Consider the following 18,268-nt stretch of genomic DNA (forward strand, 5'->3'; position numbering starts at 1 on the left):
GATAAATTCCACAAATATGTATTACACATATTTCTAAATAATCATATTGATATTTGACAACTACAACAAATTGAAATGGAGGAACATTTCCATGTCAATTCGAAAGAAACTATACATTGGATTTGGTACAATTATTCTCTTATTACTAACTATCTCCTCAATCTCTTACTATCAACTGAATCACATTAATAATTTAAATAAAGAGCTATTTGAGAACCGCGTTTATAAACTGATTCAAATCGATAAAATCCTTACCGCCGCTGCTTTGCAAGGAAACTATATTCGTTCATATATGCTCGAACCAGATGACGTAACAATACAAAAGCTTGAGGAACAGGAGCAACTAATCCAAGCTAAAATAACAGAGCTTGATAAAATATTTACTAGTGAAACGACACAAGAGCAAATGAAAATTATTAAAACGAACCAAGCCATTTTTGAAAAAGCAGCATTAGAGATTATTAATACATATAACCCAGATGATTTACAATCTGCTATCGACATTCTTAGGACAAGAGCACATCCTGCAAGAGAAGCAATACAACAGGCAGTCCATGATATTGCCCTTTACGAAGAACAACAAATACAAATAGTCCGTGCTGAGTTGTCCAATGCGGAGAACGTCAGCTCTGTTATCGTTCTAAGCATCTCCGTCATTTCGATTATTTTCTCCTTCATCGTTGTATTCTTTATGACACGAGCTATTACAATTCCAGTTAATAAACTAGCCACAGCGGCAAATGTAATTGCTACTGGAGATTTACGTCAAAAAAATATAGAAGTAAAAACAAAAGATGAAATTCGAAATTTAGCGAACTCATTTAATGTCATGAAATTTAATTTACGCTCACTTATTAATAATGTTGCAAAAAATGTTGAGTATACTACTTCTAGCTCAGCAGAATTATCGGCAAGCACTGATGAAGTTTCTTTATCTTCTAGCGACATTGCAAAGCGTATACAATTGATGGCAAAGGACGGTAACCAAGCTGTCATTACAGGTCAGGAAACCTCTAGTGCCATGGACGAAACTGCTCGCGGTGTTCAACGCATCGCTGAAGCAACGCAAATGCTCCATTCGAAGGCAGTCGATACACAAAGTGTTGCAAATAACGGTGAGAAAATGTTACAAACAACTGAAAGTCAAATGATGGTTATTCAGCAATCCTCAGATAAGACGAATGAACTTATTAAACAGTTAAGTACACAATCAGCTGAAATTGAAAATATTACAAAAGTTATTACTGATATTACCGATCAAACTAACCTACTCGCCCTTAATGCAGCCATCGAAGCTGCACGAGCAGGCGAACATGGGCAAGGCTTTGCAGTCGTAGCTGATGAAGTACGTAAGCTTGCTGAAGAGTCCAAAATATCCGCTAACCAAATTATCAATTTAACTACAAATATTCAGCAAAACACAAGAGAAGTAGAGAAGGCAGTGGGCGTAACAGTGCAAAAAGTTGATGAAGGCGTTACTTACATTCATGATGCCCAAACGGCTTTTAATAAAATAATGGACGCCATTGAACATATGGCATATGAAATCGAAGACGTTTCCGCTTCCACACAGCAAATTTCTGCAGCTACAGAGGAGGTTGCTGCATCAGTTAACGAAATGTCATCCGTGGCAAAAAATGCGGCCCAGCAATCTGAATTAATAGCTGCTGCCATTCAAGAGCAGGCAGCAATCATTCAAGAGGTTAACGATGTTGCGAAATCATTAAGTGATGAGGCAATAACCCTTCAAGAAGAGATCAATAAATTTAAAGTCTAAGAGCAGGCAAAAAAGAAAAAGTGTTAGATTGATTGCCATCAATCTAACACTTTTTTGCCGTAAACATGGTTATCCGCTCCGATGAATACTTTTCGCTTCAACTACCGTGCTCTAGTTTCTAGTTCTTTATCACTGATATAGTCTGCTCCCAGCGTCTTGAAATTCTTTTGCCTTTTCCTGCATCCCTTGATGAATAGCTTCTGTCGTATTTAAATCTTTTTCTTTCGCATAGTTACGAATATCTTGAGAAATTCGCATACTGCAAAACTTAGGACCACACATTGAGCAAAAGTGTGCCGTTTTCGCTCCTTCTGCTGGTAATGTTTCATCATGATATTCTACAGCTCGCTCTGGATCTAACGATAAATTAAACTGATCGCGCCAACGAAACTCAAAGCGAGCCTTTGAAAGAGCGTCATCTCGCTGCTGGGCACCAGGATGTCCTTTAGCCAAGTCCGCAGCATGTGCGGCAATTTTATATGTGATTACACCTACACGGACATCTTCTCGATTTGGTAACCCTAAATGTTCCTTCGGTGTTACATAGCACAGCATGGCTGTTCCAAACCAGCCAATCATTGCCGCACCAATTGCTGACGTAATGTGATCATAGCCAGGCGCAATATCTGTTGTGAGAGGACCCAATGTATAAAACGGTGCTTCTTTACAAACTTCCAATTGCTTGTCCATATTTTCCTTAATAAGATGCATTGGCACATGCCCAGGTCCCTCTACCATCACTTGTACATCGTGCTTCCACGCAATTTGCGTTAACTCCCCTAGCGTTTCAAGCTCTGCGAACTGCGCCTCGTCATTGGCATCTGCAATTGAGCCAGGTCGTAAACCATCCCCTAATGAAAAGGCTACATCATATGTTTTCATAATGTCACAAATCTCTTCAAAATGAGTATATAAGAAGTTTTCTTGATGATGGAATAGACACCACTGTGCCATAATTGAGCCTCCCCGCGATACAATGCCCGTTACACGATTAGCTGTAAGCGGTACATAGCGCAGCAACACACCTGCGTGAATCGTGAAGTAATCAACCCCTTGTTCAGCCTGCTCGATTAGCGTGTCCCGATACACCTCCCACGTTAAATCCTCGGCAACGCCATTTACCTTTTCAAGCGCCTGATAAATGGGTACTGTTCCAACAGGCACAGCGGCATTCCGAATAATCCATTCACGAGTTGTATGAATGTGCTTACCAGTAGATAAATCCATAATATTATCAGCACCCCATCGTGTTGCCCATGTCATTTTTTCAACTTCCTCAGCGATGGATGAGGTTACTGCTGAATTCCCAATATTAGCGTTAATTTTTACATGGAAGTTACGACCGATAATCATCGGTTCTGCCTCTGGATGATTGATATTAGATGGCATGATAGCACGGCCCGCAGCAATTTCCGCACGAACAAATTCAGGTTTTAAATTTTCACGAATCGCCACAAATTCCATTTCTGGAGTAATAATTCCTTGTCTTGCATAATGCAGTTGAGTCACATTGCGGCCTTTTTTCGCACGTAAAGGTTTGTGAGAAAGGTTCGGAAAAACATTTTCCTTTATGCGCGGGTCATCAGCATTGCGGAAACCATTATCCTCAGGCTTAATGGTACGTCCCTCGTATTCCTCTACATCGCCCCGTTCTTTAATCCACGCACTACGCAAAGCTGGCAAACCTTTTGTTATATCCACTTTGTAAGTAGGATCTGTATAAGGGCCACTCGTATCATATACCCTTACTGGTGCATTCTCCTCTTCACCAAAGCTCCCTGTTGTGGGGCTTAGCTTAATTTCACGCATTGGCACTAAAATATCTGATCGTGTTCCTTCTACATATACTTTTTTACTCCCGTCAAAGCTTGTCATAATGTTCATGTTTTTTTCGCTAACTGTTGTCATTTACTATTCCGCTCCCTTTTTCGTAAATTATGAAAAGGACCGAATCTAGCCCACTCCAACAAGTAGCATTACAAACAAAAAGCCGAATCCAAAAAATATTGGATCCGGCTGTACATGTAAGGTTACATTTATCGCAAAGTATAAGGAGTGCGAAGTTCATTAACTTTCCCACGCTGGTATGAGCCAGATCAGGTCCAAAGGGTCAAGAAACCTCAATGTGTTTCCCTCTCAGCCCGACTCATCGGACTCCCCTAGTTAAGCTATTCAGTTTGATGCTAGTGTAACAGATATTCCTAATAGATGGAAGTCATTAAGTAAAAAGCATTTCTGCCAAATAAATTACAATTGTTACTGTAATACAGCTAACAATCGTCGAAAAAAGCACTGTTTGTGCAGCGGTTTCTGACCCTAAATCATATTCAAGCGCTAAACTCGAGCTATTACGCGACGTTGGGAATGCACTTGCAATAAAGAGCGATTGGGCCACAACACCCTCTAAGCCGAGAACAAAAATTATAAGTAATGCAACGGCAGGTCCTACTACTAAACGTGTAAAACAGCTGACAAACACAGTTTTATTGAACATTGATTTAATTTCAAGCTGAGATAGCTGTGCACCAAGCGTAATAAGAGCAACAGCGATAAATCCATCAGCAACGTGGTCAATTGGAATACGAATAAATTGGGGAATGCCAATATTAAAGAAATTCATTGCTACACCTATAATGAGCGCATGAATAATCGGCATTTTTAGAAAGTCCTTCACAATGGCCATGCCTGACTTTGTTGAAGAAATTAAATTATATAAACCATATGTATAGGTCGTTACATTTTGAAAAATAACGAGAATAACTTGAATTGCCACCCCAATTGGTTGTGTCACAAAAATCATTTGTGCCACTGGAATACCATAGTTGCCAGAGTTAATAAGGACAACACTATTTTTAAATACAGCTGCCTCGGTTTTCTTTAAGCCTAGTCCCTTCGCTATAAAATGACCAAGCAACATCTGACTCCCAATAAAAAGCACAATAAATAGCGCCACTTCACCTAGCACCGATAGTTCCACACTTGTTTCATATAAATTTACAAACACAGCTGCTGGCATAAAACAATATGTAATAAGCTGAGATAGTGCTTTTAAGTTAAATTGAAATTTCTTTTGTAAAAACGCACCAAGTACAAGCAACACCAAAATAGGTGCAACAATTTTAAAGAAAATCATACCGAGATACATCATGTGAGGCGACCCCCTTTCATCTTTCTATAGTAAAACTGTTCGCAAACTAGGTCAATGCCACTCTCGGCTCAAGCTGTTGCTATAAAAAGAGGCTGTCCTTAGAAAAGGACAGCCTCAATCTCAACTTATCTACAAAGGATATTAAAGAAGTTTTATCGGCGATTTCCCACAGGGTATCGGCGATTCAGCAAAGGTCATCGGCGATTTCCATGATTTTATCGGCGATTCCTACTACCTACTACAATTTAAAAATCATTAAGCAAGTTTAAATCGGTTCACGACTTCTTGTAGTTCTTTAGAGATTTGGTTCATATTATTAATAGATTCTGCAACCTTTTGCATTTCTGCCTGTTGATCCACAGCAGATGCACTTACTTGCTCTGCAGAAGCCGCAGTTTCCTCTGAAACGGCAGAAATACTTTGAATTGCTGTAATTGCCTGATCTTTTTGCTCTAGCATTTGTGAAAGGTTTGATAATAACTCATTAATTGACGTTGCAATAGAATGAGAAAGCTCATTATTATCTTTAAAAGCTAGCTCTGTATTTTGCACTGATTCATTTTGAGCTTGCATTAAATCTGCATTTGAAGCGATAACAGACACTGTTTGATTTGCGTCTTCTAGAATGCTAGTTACAGTTTTCTTAATAATCTCTGTTTCGTTTTTAGACTGTTCCGCTAGTTTACGAACTTCTTCTGCTACAACTGCAAAGCCTTTTCCATGCTCTCCCGCACGAGCAGCCTCAATACTTGCATTTAATGCTAATAAGTTAGTTTGCTCCGTTATTCCTTGAATAGAGACAATAATTTGGTTGATATTTCTGATGTTACTAGATAAGGATTCCATCTGACCTTGAATGCGGACATTCATTTCGTTCGTTTCAGCATTTCGGTCACGTAAACTTTCAACTTCTTTCATGCCCTGCTCTGTAGAAGCTTTTGTTTTTATCGACAGTGCATCCATTTGCTTGGAAAGCATTGTTATTGCGTCAATTTGCTCAGATAAATCAATCATTCGATAATTCGTTTCTTCCGTATCCTCTGATTGTTTCGAAGCACCTTGCGCAATTTCATTGATAGCTACAGATACTTCCTGATTAGAGGCGACAATTTCATTAAATGCTTCATTCACATTATGTGATGATTGATTAAGTATTGTAGAAGAATTTAGCACTGTATGTATAGCATCATTCGTTTTGTCCAGCATATTATTATAGGCTAATGCAACAGCACCAATTTCATCTGATTTGATATATTTTTCGTCTATTTTTTTCGTTAAATCGCCTTCTGCAGCCGTTTCAATGGATGCTCGTAAAACTTTCAAAGGCTTTAACTGTTTAAAGATAAACATCGCACTGGCAGCAGCCATTAAAACAACCATAATTATTGCAGCTACAATCGTAACGATGAGAACTTTATTATACGTTTCTAATATTTTCGTTTTAGGTAAAACTAATTGTACGGTCCATACTTCATCGATATTTTCTAACTTCATTGGAGCAAAGGCGTTATATGATTTTTCGCCAAGTTGCTTGGAATCTACATAAAGACTATCTGCTACACCATTGTCCATGGACTGTTTAACAGTTTTCCAATCAATAGCGTCCTGCATATTGGTCCCATCTAACTTTTCGTTAATACTATTAACTGTTAACATACCTTGATCTGTAATTATGCCTGCGTAACCACCTTCAGGCTCAATAGAATTGGCTAATTCCTTTAAAAAATCGATAGATAAAGTGGCCGATAAAACACCGAAATATGTACCTTTACTATTAACTAGTGGTACTGCAATAGTCGTCATTGAAATGGTATTACCATTTACATTAAATTCATACGGTTCCGTTAAAATCGCACGACCTTCTTCTTTTGGGATTCGATACCATTCAGCACCATTTTTTTCATCAAGCCCAACTACAGGATTAATAATAGTTTGGTCTTTCCCTCTTGTTAAATAAGGTATAAAGCGATTTTGTTGGTCAACTAAAGCAGTATCTACAGTTGGCGCAATTTTCACTGTGTTATTTTCTAAAATAGCCCCTACACCTAGTAAATCCTTATTGTCGTCTAGGTTATTTTGTAATATATCCATTACATCCTCTGTCGATAGTTCACCCTTGCCTTGCATTGTTTGAACAATTCGTTTTGTCGTTTGTAATGTATCATTTACTTTCTTAAACCGCTCGCTCATATTTGCTGCTGATAGTTCTGCATTTTGCAGCGTTGCGTCTTCTGAATCATGTATACTCTGATTATAAAGAATCATACTTGTTACCAATGTATAAGCAATAAATAACACGATAAATAACCCTATTATTAAAGATGAGAGTTTTAAAGCTATACTTTTGGATTTTTTCATGCCAACACCTCCATTTTCATTAAACAATAATAATGTATGGACCTATGTTTCACAACAAAAAACAATCTTATTTTACCAAGACAATTAAAATTTTCTATTAAAATTCACTATTTTTAGACAATAAATTGATACATACATCCATTTATACTAAATTTTGTTATTATTCTATTCGTTAAACTTCTATAGGCATTTGGAATAACTACATTCTAAATGCCTATAGATAAAAGCTTATATATCTAAGATAATACCTGCTCTCTTTATAACTCCAACAGTTTCGGCAACTCTCCCTTTAGTATTTATGATATAGTACGTTATAAAAAACGAACAACCTTTTTACCTATTAACCTAAAATATGCATAAAAAATCCTTAAGCTATGATAAAATTAATATTATTAAAATAGGAGGTTTGCCCGTATGAAACATAAAAAAAGCCTAGCCTTGCTTGCTCTAGTAGCCGTTCCATCCCTTATTTATACTACACCTATAACGTCTGCATCGGCTGCCGATACTTCGACACATGCAAAGACGGCATACATATACAATAATAATTATTACTATAATTCCAATGTGCAGAATGTTATACAGCTTATTTCGAACATTAATGATACATCATTTGCGTTTCAGGCTTACTTAGAGGCGGCAATTAAAGCCTACAATGCTTTAACAGAAACTGAAAAACAATATGTTACAAATTACTCGACTCTATCAAATCATCAACAAACAAGAGTAAATTATCGTAGACTAGCCGCACAAATCGAAGAAAAATTGGCATCTGTCGACTCTACTTCTGTTAACTATTATCAAAATGTTATTGAAACGAGAGATTGGTACAACACGTTGAATGCTGCCCAAAAAACTTTTGTCAGCGCTGAAACACAAAGAATATTGACGTCATCGATTACACCAAATACTTCAATTGATAAAGTTGTAAATAAAATTCAACTATTAAATTCCTCTCGTCTTAGCTTCCATAAAGATGTAGCTGAAGCTCGAGCAGAGTATAATGCATTAAGAAAATTCTCAAACGTTTCTTTGCCTACAGGTATTGAACAGCTTTTACTAGATGCTGAACACGTCGTTACGATGGATAAAAGCGCTGCCAAAGAAGTCGAAAATGCCATTGCAGCTTTATCACCAAAAACATCTACGACGCACGATGTACAAGCAGTAAAAACAGCCTTCGAAGCATTGACACCTGTACAACAACAGCTAGTGCCAAATGTGTGGATATTAGTAGACTATGTAAAAGGAAAGTATAAGCTACCAGCTAAAGGCGACAACACAATCAAAACACCCGAATTATCAGACTCAGCCGCAATACCAGGTAAAAATACGCTAATGTCGAAAAGTCGAAACACATATAAAGCAAAAATCAATGTCGCTGATTCTGAAAATGACAATGAACGCTTTGTATTAACAACGAAAGCGAATATGGCGGTCATCATCCCACCATTGAATACGCTTGTTAATGAGGATTTTGGCGTAATGGATGTTCAGCTTACAAGAAATTTAAATCGCATTACGTTCCAAGCAGTATTAAACAAAATGCCCGTTAAATTCGAGGCAAATATTGAAATCATTTTAGAAAATATACCAGAGAATGCTTCCATCGTTCGAATCAATGAATTTGGTGACCATGAGCCTGTATCCTATACGGTCAATGGCAATCAATACATCATTGAAACGCAAACTTCTGGTACGTTCCAAATTATTAGAAATTAAATAAAATGAATCCCACACCTCTTTCGAGTCACTTCAAAGAGATGTGGGCTTTTCTTTTCTTCAACAAAAAAACACTAGCTATCTTTGTAATAGCTAGTGTTTTTTTATTGATTTATTGTGTTCTAGGCTGAATTAATACGTAATCTAAAGCTCCTGGATCTGAAGATGCTTTAGCATACACAATATTTCCATACTTATCTTTCGTGAATAGATAAATTCGTTGATCTTTTTGGAATACATTCGTTGAATTTGGATCACTACCTGTTTGGATTGCTGTAAAGGTCTTCGCAGAACTTGCATCCGCAGGTGCTGTAATTTTCCCTTTACCGTAGGAAACAATTGCTCCTCCAGGTATATACGTAAAGTTATTACTATCAGCATTTGCAATAACATCTTGAACATTTTCAGGCGATAAATCATATCCTTTGTTCAGTACTGCGTAGTAATAATGCTGATCCCATGTAATATCGGCATTTAGATTCGCAACGACTTCAAGCTTCTTAGAAATATTTAAATTACTTGGGAATTGCGTATCTGGTAATAATGTAGCAGTAGTAATTGTATTCTCTTTTGTTGGATATTTGTACTCTGCTCTATCCTTACTAAATGTCCAGCCGCCTTTATCTTTCGCAGTAGCATTGACGCTAATGTCAAAGCTTTGTTTTACTTCACTATTGAACGTGATAATAAGCTTACGTGGCTCCCAATCCCTTGTACCTGTAATATCAAGCCAACTTTGTGTGTAAGATGGTGTAATAGCAGTCGTTGTACCTGGTTCTACTAATTTAAAATCAAATCCAGTATCGATTGCCTCTGAAAATGTCACTTCAAATGTTTTACCATCAAGTCGTTTAAAGATAGGATCTTGAACTTTTGGTGGTGTTCCATCCGAGAAGAATGTATATTTCATCACACCATTGCCACCCCCACCAGGCGTCAAGGTTATCGGTTTATTTTGCTTCTCATCAAATGTATAAACTTTTGATTCTGTGCCTTTTTGTAGCATTGTTACGTTATTATAGCGATCTTTTACAGCAACATATAACTCGTACTGTTGATGTGGCGCAAGTGTTAAAGAAATCTCATTTGTATCTTTACGCATGCTGCTCGTAATTCCTTTAGCCATTACCTCTTCTGGAGTTGTAGGTGCAGGTGTGGAGTCGCCTACATTGCGAAGAACATAGTAATAAGAACCGTCCTCGTCTGACATAAATCTGAAGGTTGCTTTTCTGTCCCCTTCTGCCACTGTAATTGACGTATTGTCGATAACTGGTGCAGTTCGGTCATCAATTACATGTTTTGTTTGAATATCTGAGACATTCCCTGAACGGTCTCGTAATACCATATAAATCGAATAGCTCTTAAATGGATCTAAAGGCGGAATTGTATTCGGTAGCGGAACTGTCACCTTTTGCTTTCCTAACTGCGCTGGCTTATTACCGCCACTTCCGATAATCGGTATATCTTTGCCTCCTACATTAAATTCCTTTGAATTTAGTTGCACAGCTTCGATTAATCGTAGTCGGTCATCTCGTGTTAAATTTAGATCCGATTCCATAATTAAATAATGATATGTCCCTGCTTTTGTTGCATTGAATTCAACAAGTGTCTGATCTTTAGCAGCGTTAATAGCAGGCTCACCGATAATCGTTAAATATGGCCACTCACCATCTCTATGAATATATTCGGCCGTATTACGCGGAACACTATTCACTGGTGTATTATTTATATTTTCAAATTCATTATCAGCTAAATCTTTTACATTTGGAGAAATCGTTACGACCAAGTTATCTCCATTAACGAAACCTGTTAAAGAAGGAATTGTGAAAGTTAATCTTTTTTGAGCCTTATTATAGACAACTTTTTCTGGACGGATTGGTTTTTGTAATCCTTGGTTAACTATACCTGTCCCTGTCAGTTCATAGTTTTCTACTTTTTCAGCAGAAGTTATATCTAACTCTTCACTTACCGTTACATAAAATTCATTTTTAATTTCATCTTGTAACACGAGCTCTCCGCCAACAATGTATGGAGGAATATTATCTAAAGCTCCTGTTTTAAACTCTTTAATCGCTTCTTTTGGAATTGGGTCTACGGAATAATTGCCCGACTCATCTTTCATGACTACATAAAGTTGATAGGATTCTTCAGGGTCTAAACCTGTTAGTAATCCGTCAACTTTCAATTTCCCCGCTTCTACTTTCCCCTTACCTGTTGGTTTAGCAACAATATCAGCGGTTGTTGGATCTGCAGCAGTCGTTTTTTTACGTACATAGTAGTAGTACTCTCCTGGTTCACTCGCATTAAATGTAAATTCTGCACGTGTCCCACCATGTAGAGGGTTTACCGCTAACGATTTGACGACTGGTGGCGATGAATCTTTCATTTGGAATGACTGCGATTTAATATCCGACGTATTTTTCGCTCCATCTACTACCATTACATAAACAACATATTCTTTTTTCTCGCCTAAGTTAGTCACTTTAAACGTATTTTTACCATTGACGGCTGCAGCCGTTCCACTTGCTACATTATCAGTAGATATACGATTGACCATCTCGCGTTTTGTTGGGACTTCAGCGCCCTTTTCACGAACAATATAGTAGTATGTTCCGACTTTATCTGAAGTAAAGTCTACTTGCACATCGCTGCCATTCAATACGCTTACATTGGTAATATCGATTAATGGTTTTGTTTTATCTGCTGGCTTCGAATTGTCTATATCATCTTTATCGATTGGTTTACCATCTGGGTCTGTAATATTGCCTATGTTATCTTTATCATCTAAAAAATCATCAAAAATATTATTTGGCCCTTCGTCTTTTGGAAGAATTACTTTGTCAATATACGTGTAGTCACCAATATCAATCCAACCATATGCATTATCTACATAAAGCGTACCTACACGACCATCTATATAAAGCTCTAAATCGGTATAGCTATTGTAATTAATCCAGTCGATATTGCCCGTTCCATATATCGTTAGCTTCGTTTCGGTATCCAAATTTAGCGTACCGATATTGCCTTGTATCTCGAATTCACGTACATTTCCAATAATATCAACACGAGGTAGCTTTTTATTTGTTTCAATTTTTGTACCACTTTGAGACACAACTAGTCGTGATACCGTACTATTGTAAAATTCAATCTGCTTTTCAACATTTTTCATCGTTACTTGATCTTTTGACCAGTTTTCAAAAGGCTTGTTTTTATCTGGATTTTGATTTGAATCCGTCCAATTTTGCAAATCGCTCGACGAGTTGCTATTCGATGAGCTTTCTCCTTCTTGCTTATCAGGATTAGACCAGTTAATAAATGAAAAATTATTGCTTGCTACACGGCCGATTGCTAATGGCTTATAGTAAGAAACATCTAAATGTAACGGTGGGCGTACCGTTTCATTGACTAACATTGTGCCCGTTAATGTTACATTCGAAAATTCAATATAATTCCCATTTACAACGATTGTGCCACCAAAGGATTTATAGTCTCCATCAAAATGTAAAAACCGTGAACTCGTACCACTTGCATTCAACGTTAACTTTGCGACAGAATAAAGTGTTTTGCCTGAGAGGTCTCCCTCAATAAATGCCCCCTTTAGGACATCTGCATTATATTCATTGAAAATATGTGAAAGGCTTTCTGGTACTGTATACGGTTCAGCATTTATGTAAACAATATCATCTTCAACACCCGTAATCTTATAAGTTGATGCATTGCTTTTTTTCTCTTGTGAACGAACAATAAAGGAAGCAATTTGTCCTCGCGTTACTGCATTGAATGGAGAAAATGTGACAGGTGTTGTTCCTTCTGTAATTTGTAAATCTACTAATGTTTGAATATAGTAGGCATTACTCGTTTGGCTATTTACATCTTTGAAACTATGGTTAAAATTCGACGCTACTTCGAATTTAAAGCCAAGCACTAAAATTTTGGCTAATTGTCCTCGTGTAATAACTTCATTCGGCATAAATGAACCACTTGCATAGCCAGACATAATCCCCGCATTTTGTAATGCTGCTACATATTTATAATATTCATTGCTCTTTGGAACATCTTTAAAATATGGATCTTGTACATTTTTTAAATCTAGCTTTAAAACCGTTGCAAGCATTTTTGCTGCTTGACCGCGCGTTACATTTTGATTTGGTCGAAATGTTTTATCTGCAAACCCACTAATTGCACCTTGAGAGTATAATTTCAAAATATTGTCGTAGTGACTTGAATATTGGTTAATATCTACAAATGGTGATGTAGCTGCTGCTACTTTTTGTGGTGGTGGTACAACAACAGCAATCCCGCTAGTAGCAAAAACAGTTGCAATAAGTGCTTTGTTCACTTTTTGGATTTTTGTTTTATCCATCTCACTCTTCCTTTCACATATAATGAGTACGTAAAATCATCATACCCTTTATATCGACAGGTAGATAGTGAACCTTCATAGTATTTCTAAAATTATGGAAGAAAGTCATAGACAAAATAAAAAAGCCAAGAAGCATCGGTGCTCTCTTGGCTTTCCCAAAATATAGGCATACATCATATCATACTTGTTCTGTCATAAGGGAAAGGGGGATAACCTTAAGTCTTGCCAAGTTGATCGAGAGATGTGTCCCGAGTTTACGTATCATTTACAACAATAGCTTGCCCAAATTATCGTTCTATTATTCAAATACCCATAATCTTAAAAGGTAAACATAATTACAATTAGATTTTTTAATTTACGAAAGTTCTATCGGCGATTTATGGGCTCTTGCAGGCGATTACGTAATTTTATCGGCGATTTCCATGAGGTTATCGGCGATACACCCACTTCTATCGCTATTACCACCATTAATACCCATCTATATTCTAAATATTTTTACTTTTATTGTTATTGTGACATATAATTTTCTGATAAATTAATTTATAATAAAAATTAACATAGGCAATCTAATGTATCTTCTGTTATAATACTGAATAAAATAAAAACAAACTGTATTAATACAGAATTTTATAAAACACGCTTTTCGCACTATGGGGATAATGAGAAAAGCGCTACTAATGCTTCTTACATGACTGCATTGTAGCCTACACAAAAAGGGGTTGGAAGATTTGGGTATTTTAAAGGGGTTAAAAATTCTCGATTTTTCTGCATTACTACCAGGGCCTATGGCAACGATGATTTTTGCCGACCTAGGTGCGGAGGTCATCCATGTGGAATCCTCCAAACGCGTTGATTTAACGCGCATTATGCCTCCCTATGATGAAAATCACGAGGCATATATTCATCAGCACTTAAATCGTTCCAAAAAGTCACTTACATTAAATTTAAAATCGCCAGAGGCTGTAGAAATTGTAAAGTCACTTATACAGGAGTATGACGTAATCATTGAAGGTTTTCGGCCAGGGGTTATGCAACGACTCGGTATTGGCTACGAAGCGTTAAAAGAAGTAAATCCAAAACTAATCTATTGTGCTATTACTGGCTATGGCCAAACAGGTCCATATAGCAACCGACCTGGACATGATAATAATTATTTGGCATTAGCTGGCGTGCTCGACTATTCTCGCCATAAAGATAAAAAACCTGTCTCCATGGGGGTTCAGCTTGCAGATATTGCGGGTGGTACAATGCACGCTGCAATAGGTGTGCTCGCTGCCGCTCTTCACCGAGAAAAAACAGGTGAAGGTCAGTATGTCGATATTAGCATGACCGATGCTGTTTTCTCACTTAATGCCATGTACGGCTCTGCTTATATTGGCGGTGGCCGTGTACCTCAGCCTGAACAAGAAATTTTAAACGGTGGTAGCTACTATGATTTTTACAAAACGAAGGATGGGCGATTTTTCTCAGTGGGCAGTCTAGAGCCACAGTTTCGTAGGCTACTATGTGAGGCACTTGATATTCCAGAACTTATTGATAATACATTTAATGATTCTTACTATACACAGATTCGATTTAAAGAGGCCGTGCATGACGCCTTTTTGTCGAAAACCTACAACGAATGGCTCGAAGTCTTTAATGAAAATTTCGAAGGTTGTGTTGAACCAGTGTTAACTTTTCCAGAGGCATGCGAGCATCCACAATTACAAGCTCGTGGCATGATTGTGGAAATTCCGAAAAATGATGGTACAACGCAAAAACAAATTGCATCTGCCTTTAAATTTGATGGGGCCAATCCAACGTACAAGCATGTTGGTGCAAAGCTAGGCGAGCATAACGAAGAAGTATTATCAGCACTTGGCTATAGTTCTGAACAAATCATGGCACTTCAAGAAAAAGGGGTTTTAGAATAATAAAGCGTATTGGCTAAAGGTAGCAAGAAGTTCATTCTTGCTACCTTTTGTCATTTTTTTAAGTCATAGTGTCAGGCACTCAAACAATTTATACTAGTTGATTGGAGTGGAGGGCGGCGACTCCTGCGGGAACGCACGCAGTGTAAGACGCAACAAACCGCGCGTTAGCGAGGGTTGCGGCTTACTGTGTGCCCGCGGAAAGCGTCCGCCCGTAGCGGAAATCAACGGTAGCAGGAGTCCTGGACATTTATTCAAATAAAAAAGACTATAGACAAACCCGAATCTGTTCGAGTTTTTCTATAGTCTGGAGTGTCCACTCAAATCAATATTTGCCTTCATAGCACACTCTTTTTCCCGTTATACATACGCACTAATAAATTCTCGCAATTGGTTAAAATGCTCCTCGACGAGTAAATATTTTTTATAAACCTCGATTAATTTCTCAAATAACTCATACTGCTCAGTGACAAACAGGATTTTTAAAATATTAATCATATGCATGGAAGCGCTCTGTGCAACTAAAAAATAAGGGGCATCAGGCTGGCGATAATGTTGGCGCCATTCTTCCACTGATAGACCAATATGCTGTAACGAATTGTTTACTTGAAGTGCTATATCTTGCTGCATCGATGCCTCAATAGCAATTAATTGCTCATTACTGTAGTTTTGCTGTACTAATGCTGCATTTATTTTTTTATTGGATGCAAGGCCATGTTCCTTTAAGAGCACTAACCCCTCTTGGTAACGTTCCAATCTGACATAAGTATCTAGTAATACGGCATACAGATTTTCTAAGTAATTCAAATTATAATTTTTTATTATTGCAGGTGGCGTTGGTTTTCGATTTGGGAGTAAGTCCTTGTACTCTAGCAAAATCTCAATGGCATAATTATTAAGTCGTTCATCTTCTAATAAATATTCACCATAATGAAGGACCTTTTCATAATCCCGTTCTTGATGAGCAATCTGCCATAAAATATAGGCAATCAAAACCTTTTCTTTTTCTGTTAAGGCATACATAGAATAACGCCAATCCGCCTCAAAGGAAGTAATCAATTCTTTAATGCATTGATAATTTCCCTCTGATAAACGGTAATGTGTGACAATTTGATATAGACGAAGCTGTTTTTTCGCTAAACAGGACAAATTACATTTATCCACATGAGTTATACACTTATCCAGAGTTTTTCTATAATTATACACAAAGTTATCCACATGTGCATAAGTAATTGTTGATGATTGTTCAAAATGACTCATTATTTCATGGATAAATGTGAATTGTTCCAGAGGTTTGTGGATAAGCAGTGAATAAACTTTTTTCATAAAAAGCCAGTGCCAAAACAGTGTCTCTTCTTTATAAATCATATGCACAAAATAATCATCTTCAAATTTATATAAAAATATAGTTTGTAGGTCATTTACAGGTAGCTTGACCTGCCATCTCTTTCCGAACACAAGCCAGACTAATCGCTCTAAGTCCATTGTATGCTGGGCAAAAAGTTGCTCAAAAAAAGCTTGCTTCCCTTTTTGGGTATAGAAAAAGGCATTAAGTCGGTCATTCACATATTTTGCATCCAAGCCATGCTCGTTGAAAAATAGCTGCAACTCTGGTGATACACGTCCCCAATATTTTCGAGCTGTCGAAAAGGCAATGTTCATCGCCGCTTCTTTATTTACTAAAAATAATTGAGGTGATAATGCAGTACCCAATATTTTGGGATCTTCTTGTGGAGTGACCTCGGCCTCCGCCCATTTTGAAAGTAACTTTTCAGCGCCATTTTCACCACTTTGTCTATATGTTATGAATAATTGCTCATCACAGTCCAGCAGCATACAACCAGAGCCCCCTATCAATTTCACGCAACAAAGATCTTCCCCTAACATGCACAAATATATTTCTCAACTTTTTCAACACTCTTCTTTCTTCAATATAACAAATCCTATCCAACATATGCTAATAAGTTACAAATATGCACAAATAAAAGAGCTAAAGTGTTCGACTATACAAACACTTTAGCTCTACTTAGAGCAACATTTAAACGATCCACGAAGCTCATTAAATTTTTTACTAAGGCAAGAGCACATCTGATATTTGCCCTTAAGTTGGTAGCCCAGTGCATGGTCTCAGATGGCTCTTTGCCCGACGCTCAACAATGTTGGCGTCATACTATTTATCTCTCTAAGTATTCACTGCTCCCAAGAGCAGCTAACACTACCAATGCAGTAGACGGGCAATAAATAAAATAGTTACACGAAATTAGTGTAAAAAAAAAATTTTTTTTTGCTCACCAAAATTGTGGGTATTTTCTAGTCTGTCGTAAGTTATTTATTATTAAACCAAAGATGACAATAATCACTGCACCTATTAATACTGGCATTATTAAATAGCTCCAGCTATAGCCTCCTAAAATAATGATAATAGGGTTAGCTCCCGCTGGTGGATGGATAACGCCCGAAAGTGCCATAAAAAAGATCGTTAATCCAACAGCAAGGCTAATTGAATAGACACTTGATCCTAATAAAGAATACATCACCAATCCGATAAAGGCTGAAATTAAATGCCCTCCAATAATATTACGAGGTTGCGACAATGGCGCATTCCATACGACAAATACGAGTACACAGCTCCCCCCAAGGGATGCCATTAACCATGGTGCTCCTGTATAGTTTGTTAAACAAATCAATACAAAGATACAAAGTAAGCCACCTACTGCACCTGTTATTGCATCGGCTAAATTCGTTCTTGAGGGGGCATGTCCTCCTCCACTCATCTTAGCTATATATGCTTTGAGTCGATGATTTTTCACTTCTTTTTCTTGCAAGCGTACGAAATCTGCCATAGTCACCATCCTTGAAATCAAAAGTTGAAATTATATTAAACGCAATTAAATATATAGATTTAGAAGCTTTTATTATTATATCAGCTTAATACGAGAATTCAATTTTGATTTTTTGTTTGCGATTATGCTTCCACGTTCCTCATAGCA

9 protein-coding genes and 1 riboswitch are annotated in these 18,268 nt (G+C 37.3%); of the genes, 3 read left to right on the top strand and 6 right to left on the bottom strand.

The window, feature by feature from the left end:
* Positions 1 to 91 precede the first annotated feature (91 nt).
* A complete protein-coding gene (locus tag JNUCC52_RS12625) occupies positions 92 to 1,777 on the top strand; it encodes a methyl-accepting chemotaxis protein (protein ID WP_228134340.1) in 1,686 nt (561 codons plus the stop codon).
* Positions 1,778 to 1,906: 129 nt separating this feature from the next.
* On the opposite strand, the gene thiC is transcribed toward JNUCC52_RS12625, so the two are convergent.
* The 3 genes from thiC to JNUCC52_RS12640 all read right to left on the bottom strand — a co-directional run bounded on the left by thiC (position 1,907) and on the right by JNUCC52_RS12640 (position 7,283).
* A complete protein-coding gene (gene thiC, locus JNUCC52_RS12630; RefSeq protein WP_337980085.1) occupies positions 1,907 to 3,685 on the bottom strand; it encodes a phosphomethylpyrimidine synthase ThiC in 1,779 nt (592 codons plus the stop codon).
* 148 nt (positions 3,686 to 3,833) lie between these two features.
* Positions 3,834 to 3,948: riboswitch (TPP riboswitch) on the bottom strand.
* A 47-nt stretch (positions 3,949 to 3,995) separates the two neighbouring features.
* Positions 3,996 to 4,925 carry an AEC family transporter gene (locus JNUCC52_RS12635; RefSeq protein ID WP_228134338.1) on the bottom strand — a complete coding sequence of 310 codons (930 nt, stop codon included), beginning with the start codon at positions 4,923 to 4,925 and terminating at the stop codon, positions 3,996 to 3,998.
* Between the two features lie 255 nt (positions 4,926 to 5,180).
* Complete coding sequence (locus JNUCC52_RS12640) at positions 5,181 to 7,283, bottom strand: methyl-accepting chemotaxis protein (RefSeq protein WP_337980086.1); 2,103 nt, start codon at positions 7,281 to 7,283, stop codon at positions 5,181 to 5,183.
* Positions 7,284 to 7,697: 414 nt separating this feature from the next.
* On the opposite strand from JNUCC52_RS12640, the gene JNUCC52_RS12645 reads away from it, so the two are divergent.
* Positions 7,698 to 9,005 carry a hypothetical protein gene (locus JNUCC52_RS12645; protein ID WP_337980087.1) on the top strand — a complete coding sequence of 436 codons (1,308 nt, stop codon included), beginning with the start codon at positions 7,698 to 7,700 and terminating at the stop codon, positions 9,003 to 9,005.
* Between the two features lie 112 nt (positions 9,006 to 9,117).
* Here JNUCC52_RS12645 and JNUCC52_RS12650 read toward each other — a convergent pair whose 3' ends face one another.
* Positions 9,118 to 13,368, bottom strand: coding sequence for an S-layer homology domain-containing protein (locus JNUCC52_RS12650; RefSeq protein ID WP_337980088.1), 4,251 nt, complete (start codon positions 13,366 to 13,368; stop codon positions 9,118 to 9,120).
* Positions 13,369 to 14,096: 728 nt separating this feature from the next.
* Between JNUCC52_RS12650 and JNUCC52_RS12655 the strand changes: the two genes are divergently transcribed.
* Complete coding sequence (locus JNUCC52_RS12655) at positions 14,097 to 15,281, top strand: CaiB/BaiF CoA transferase family protein (protein ID WP_337980089.1); 1,185 nt, start codon at positions 14,097 to 14,099, stop codon at positions 15,279 to 15,281.
* 357 nt (positions 15,282 to 15,638) lie between these two features.
* Here the strand turns inward: JNUCC52_RS12655 and JNUCC52_RS12660 are convergent, their stop codons facing one another.
* Positions 15,639 to 17,114 (bottom strand): hypothetical protein, encoded by a 1,476-nt coding sequence (locus tag JNUCC52_RS12660; protein WP_337980090.1) that lies wholly within the window; start codon positions 17,112 to 17,114, stop codon positions 15,639 to 15,641.
* A 452-nt stretch (positions 17,115 to 17,566) separates the two neighbouring features.
* Positions 17,567 to 18,121, bottom strand: coding sequence for an HPP family protein (locus JNUCC52_RS12665; RefSeq protein ID WP_139859534.1), 555 nt, complete (start codon positions 18,119 to 18,121; stop codon positions 17,567 to 17,569).
* Positions 18,122 to 18,268 lie beyond the last annotated feature (147 nt).

The organism is Lysinibacillus sp. JNUCC-52, from assembly GCF_015999545.1.
Classification (GTDB): domain Bacteria; phylum Bacillota; class Bacilli; order Bacillales_A; family Planococcaceae; genus Lysinibacillus.

Excerpts from the sequence above, each read along its gene's own strand:
- JNUCC52_RS12625 (WP_228134340.1), top strand. The coding sequence starts at position 92 with ATGTCAATTCGAAAGAAACTATACATTGGATTTGGTACAATTATTCTC.
- thiC (WP_337980085.1), bottom strand. The coding sequence starts at position 3,685 with ATGACAACAGTTAGCGAAAAAAACATGAACATTATGACAAGCTTTGAC.
- JNUCC52_RS12635 (WP_228134338.1), bottom strand. The coding sequence starts at position 4,925 with ATGATGTATCTCGGTATGATTTTCTTTAAAATTGTTGCACCTATTTTG.
- JNUCC52_RS12640 (WP_337980086.1), bottom strand. The coding sequence starts at position 7,283 with ATGAAAAAATCCAAAAGTATAGCTTTAAAACTCTCATCTTTAATAATA.
- JNUCC52_RS12645 (WP_337980087.1), top strand. The coding sequence starts at position 7,698 with ATGAAACATAAAAAAAGCCTAGCCTTGCTTGCTCTAGTAGCCGTTCCA.
- JNUCC52_RS12650 (WP_337980088.1), bottom strand. The coding sequence starts at position 13,368 with ATGGATAAAACAAAAATCCAAAAAGTGAACAAAGCACTTATTGCAACT.
- JNUCC52_RS12660 (WP_337980090.1), bottom strand. The coding sequence starts at position 17,114 with ATGCTGCTGGACTGTGATGAGCAATTATTCATAACATATAGACAAAGT.
- JNUCC52_RS12665 (WP_139859534.1), bottom strand. The coding sequence starts at position 18,121 with ATGGCAGATTTCGTACGCTTGCAAGAAAAAGAAGTGAAAAATCATCGA.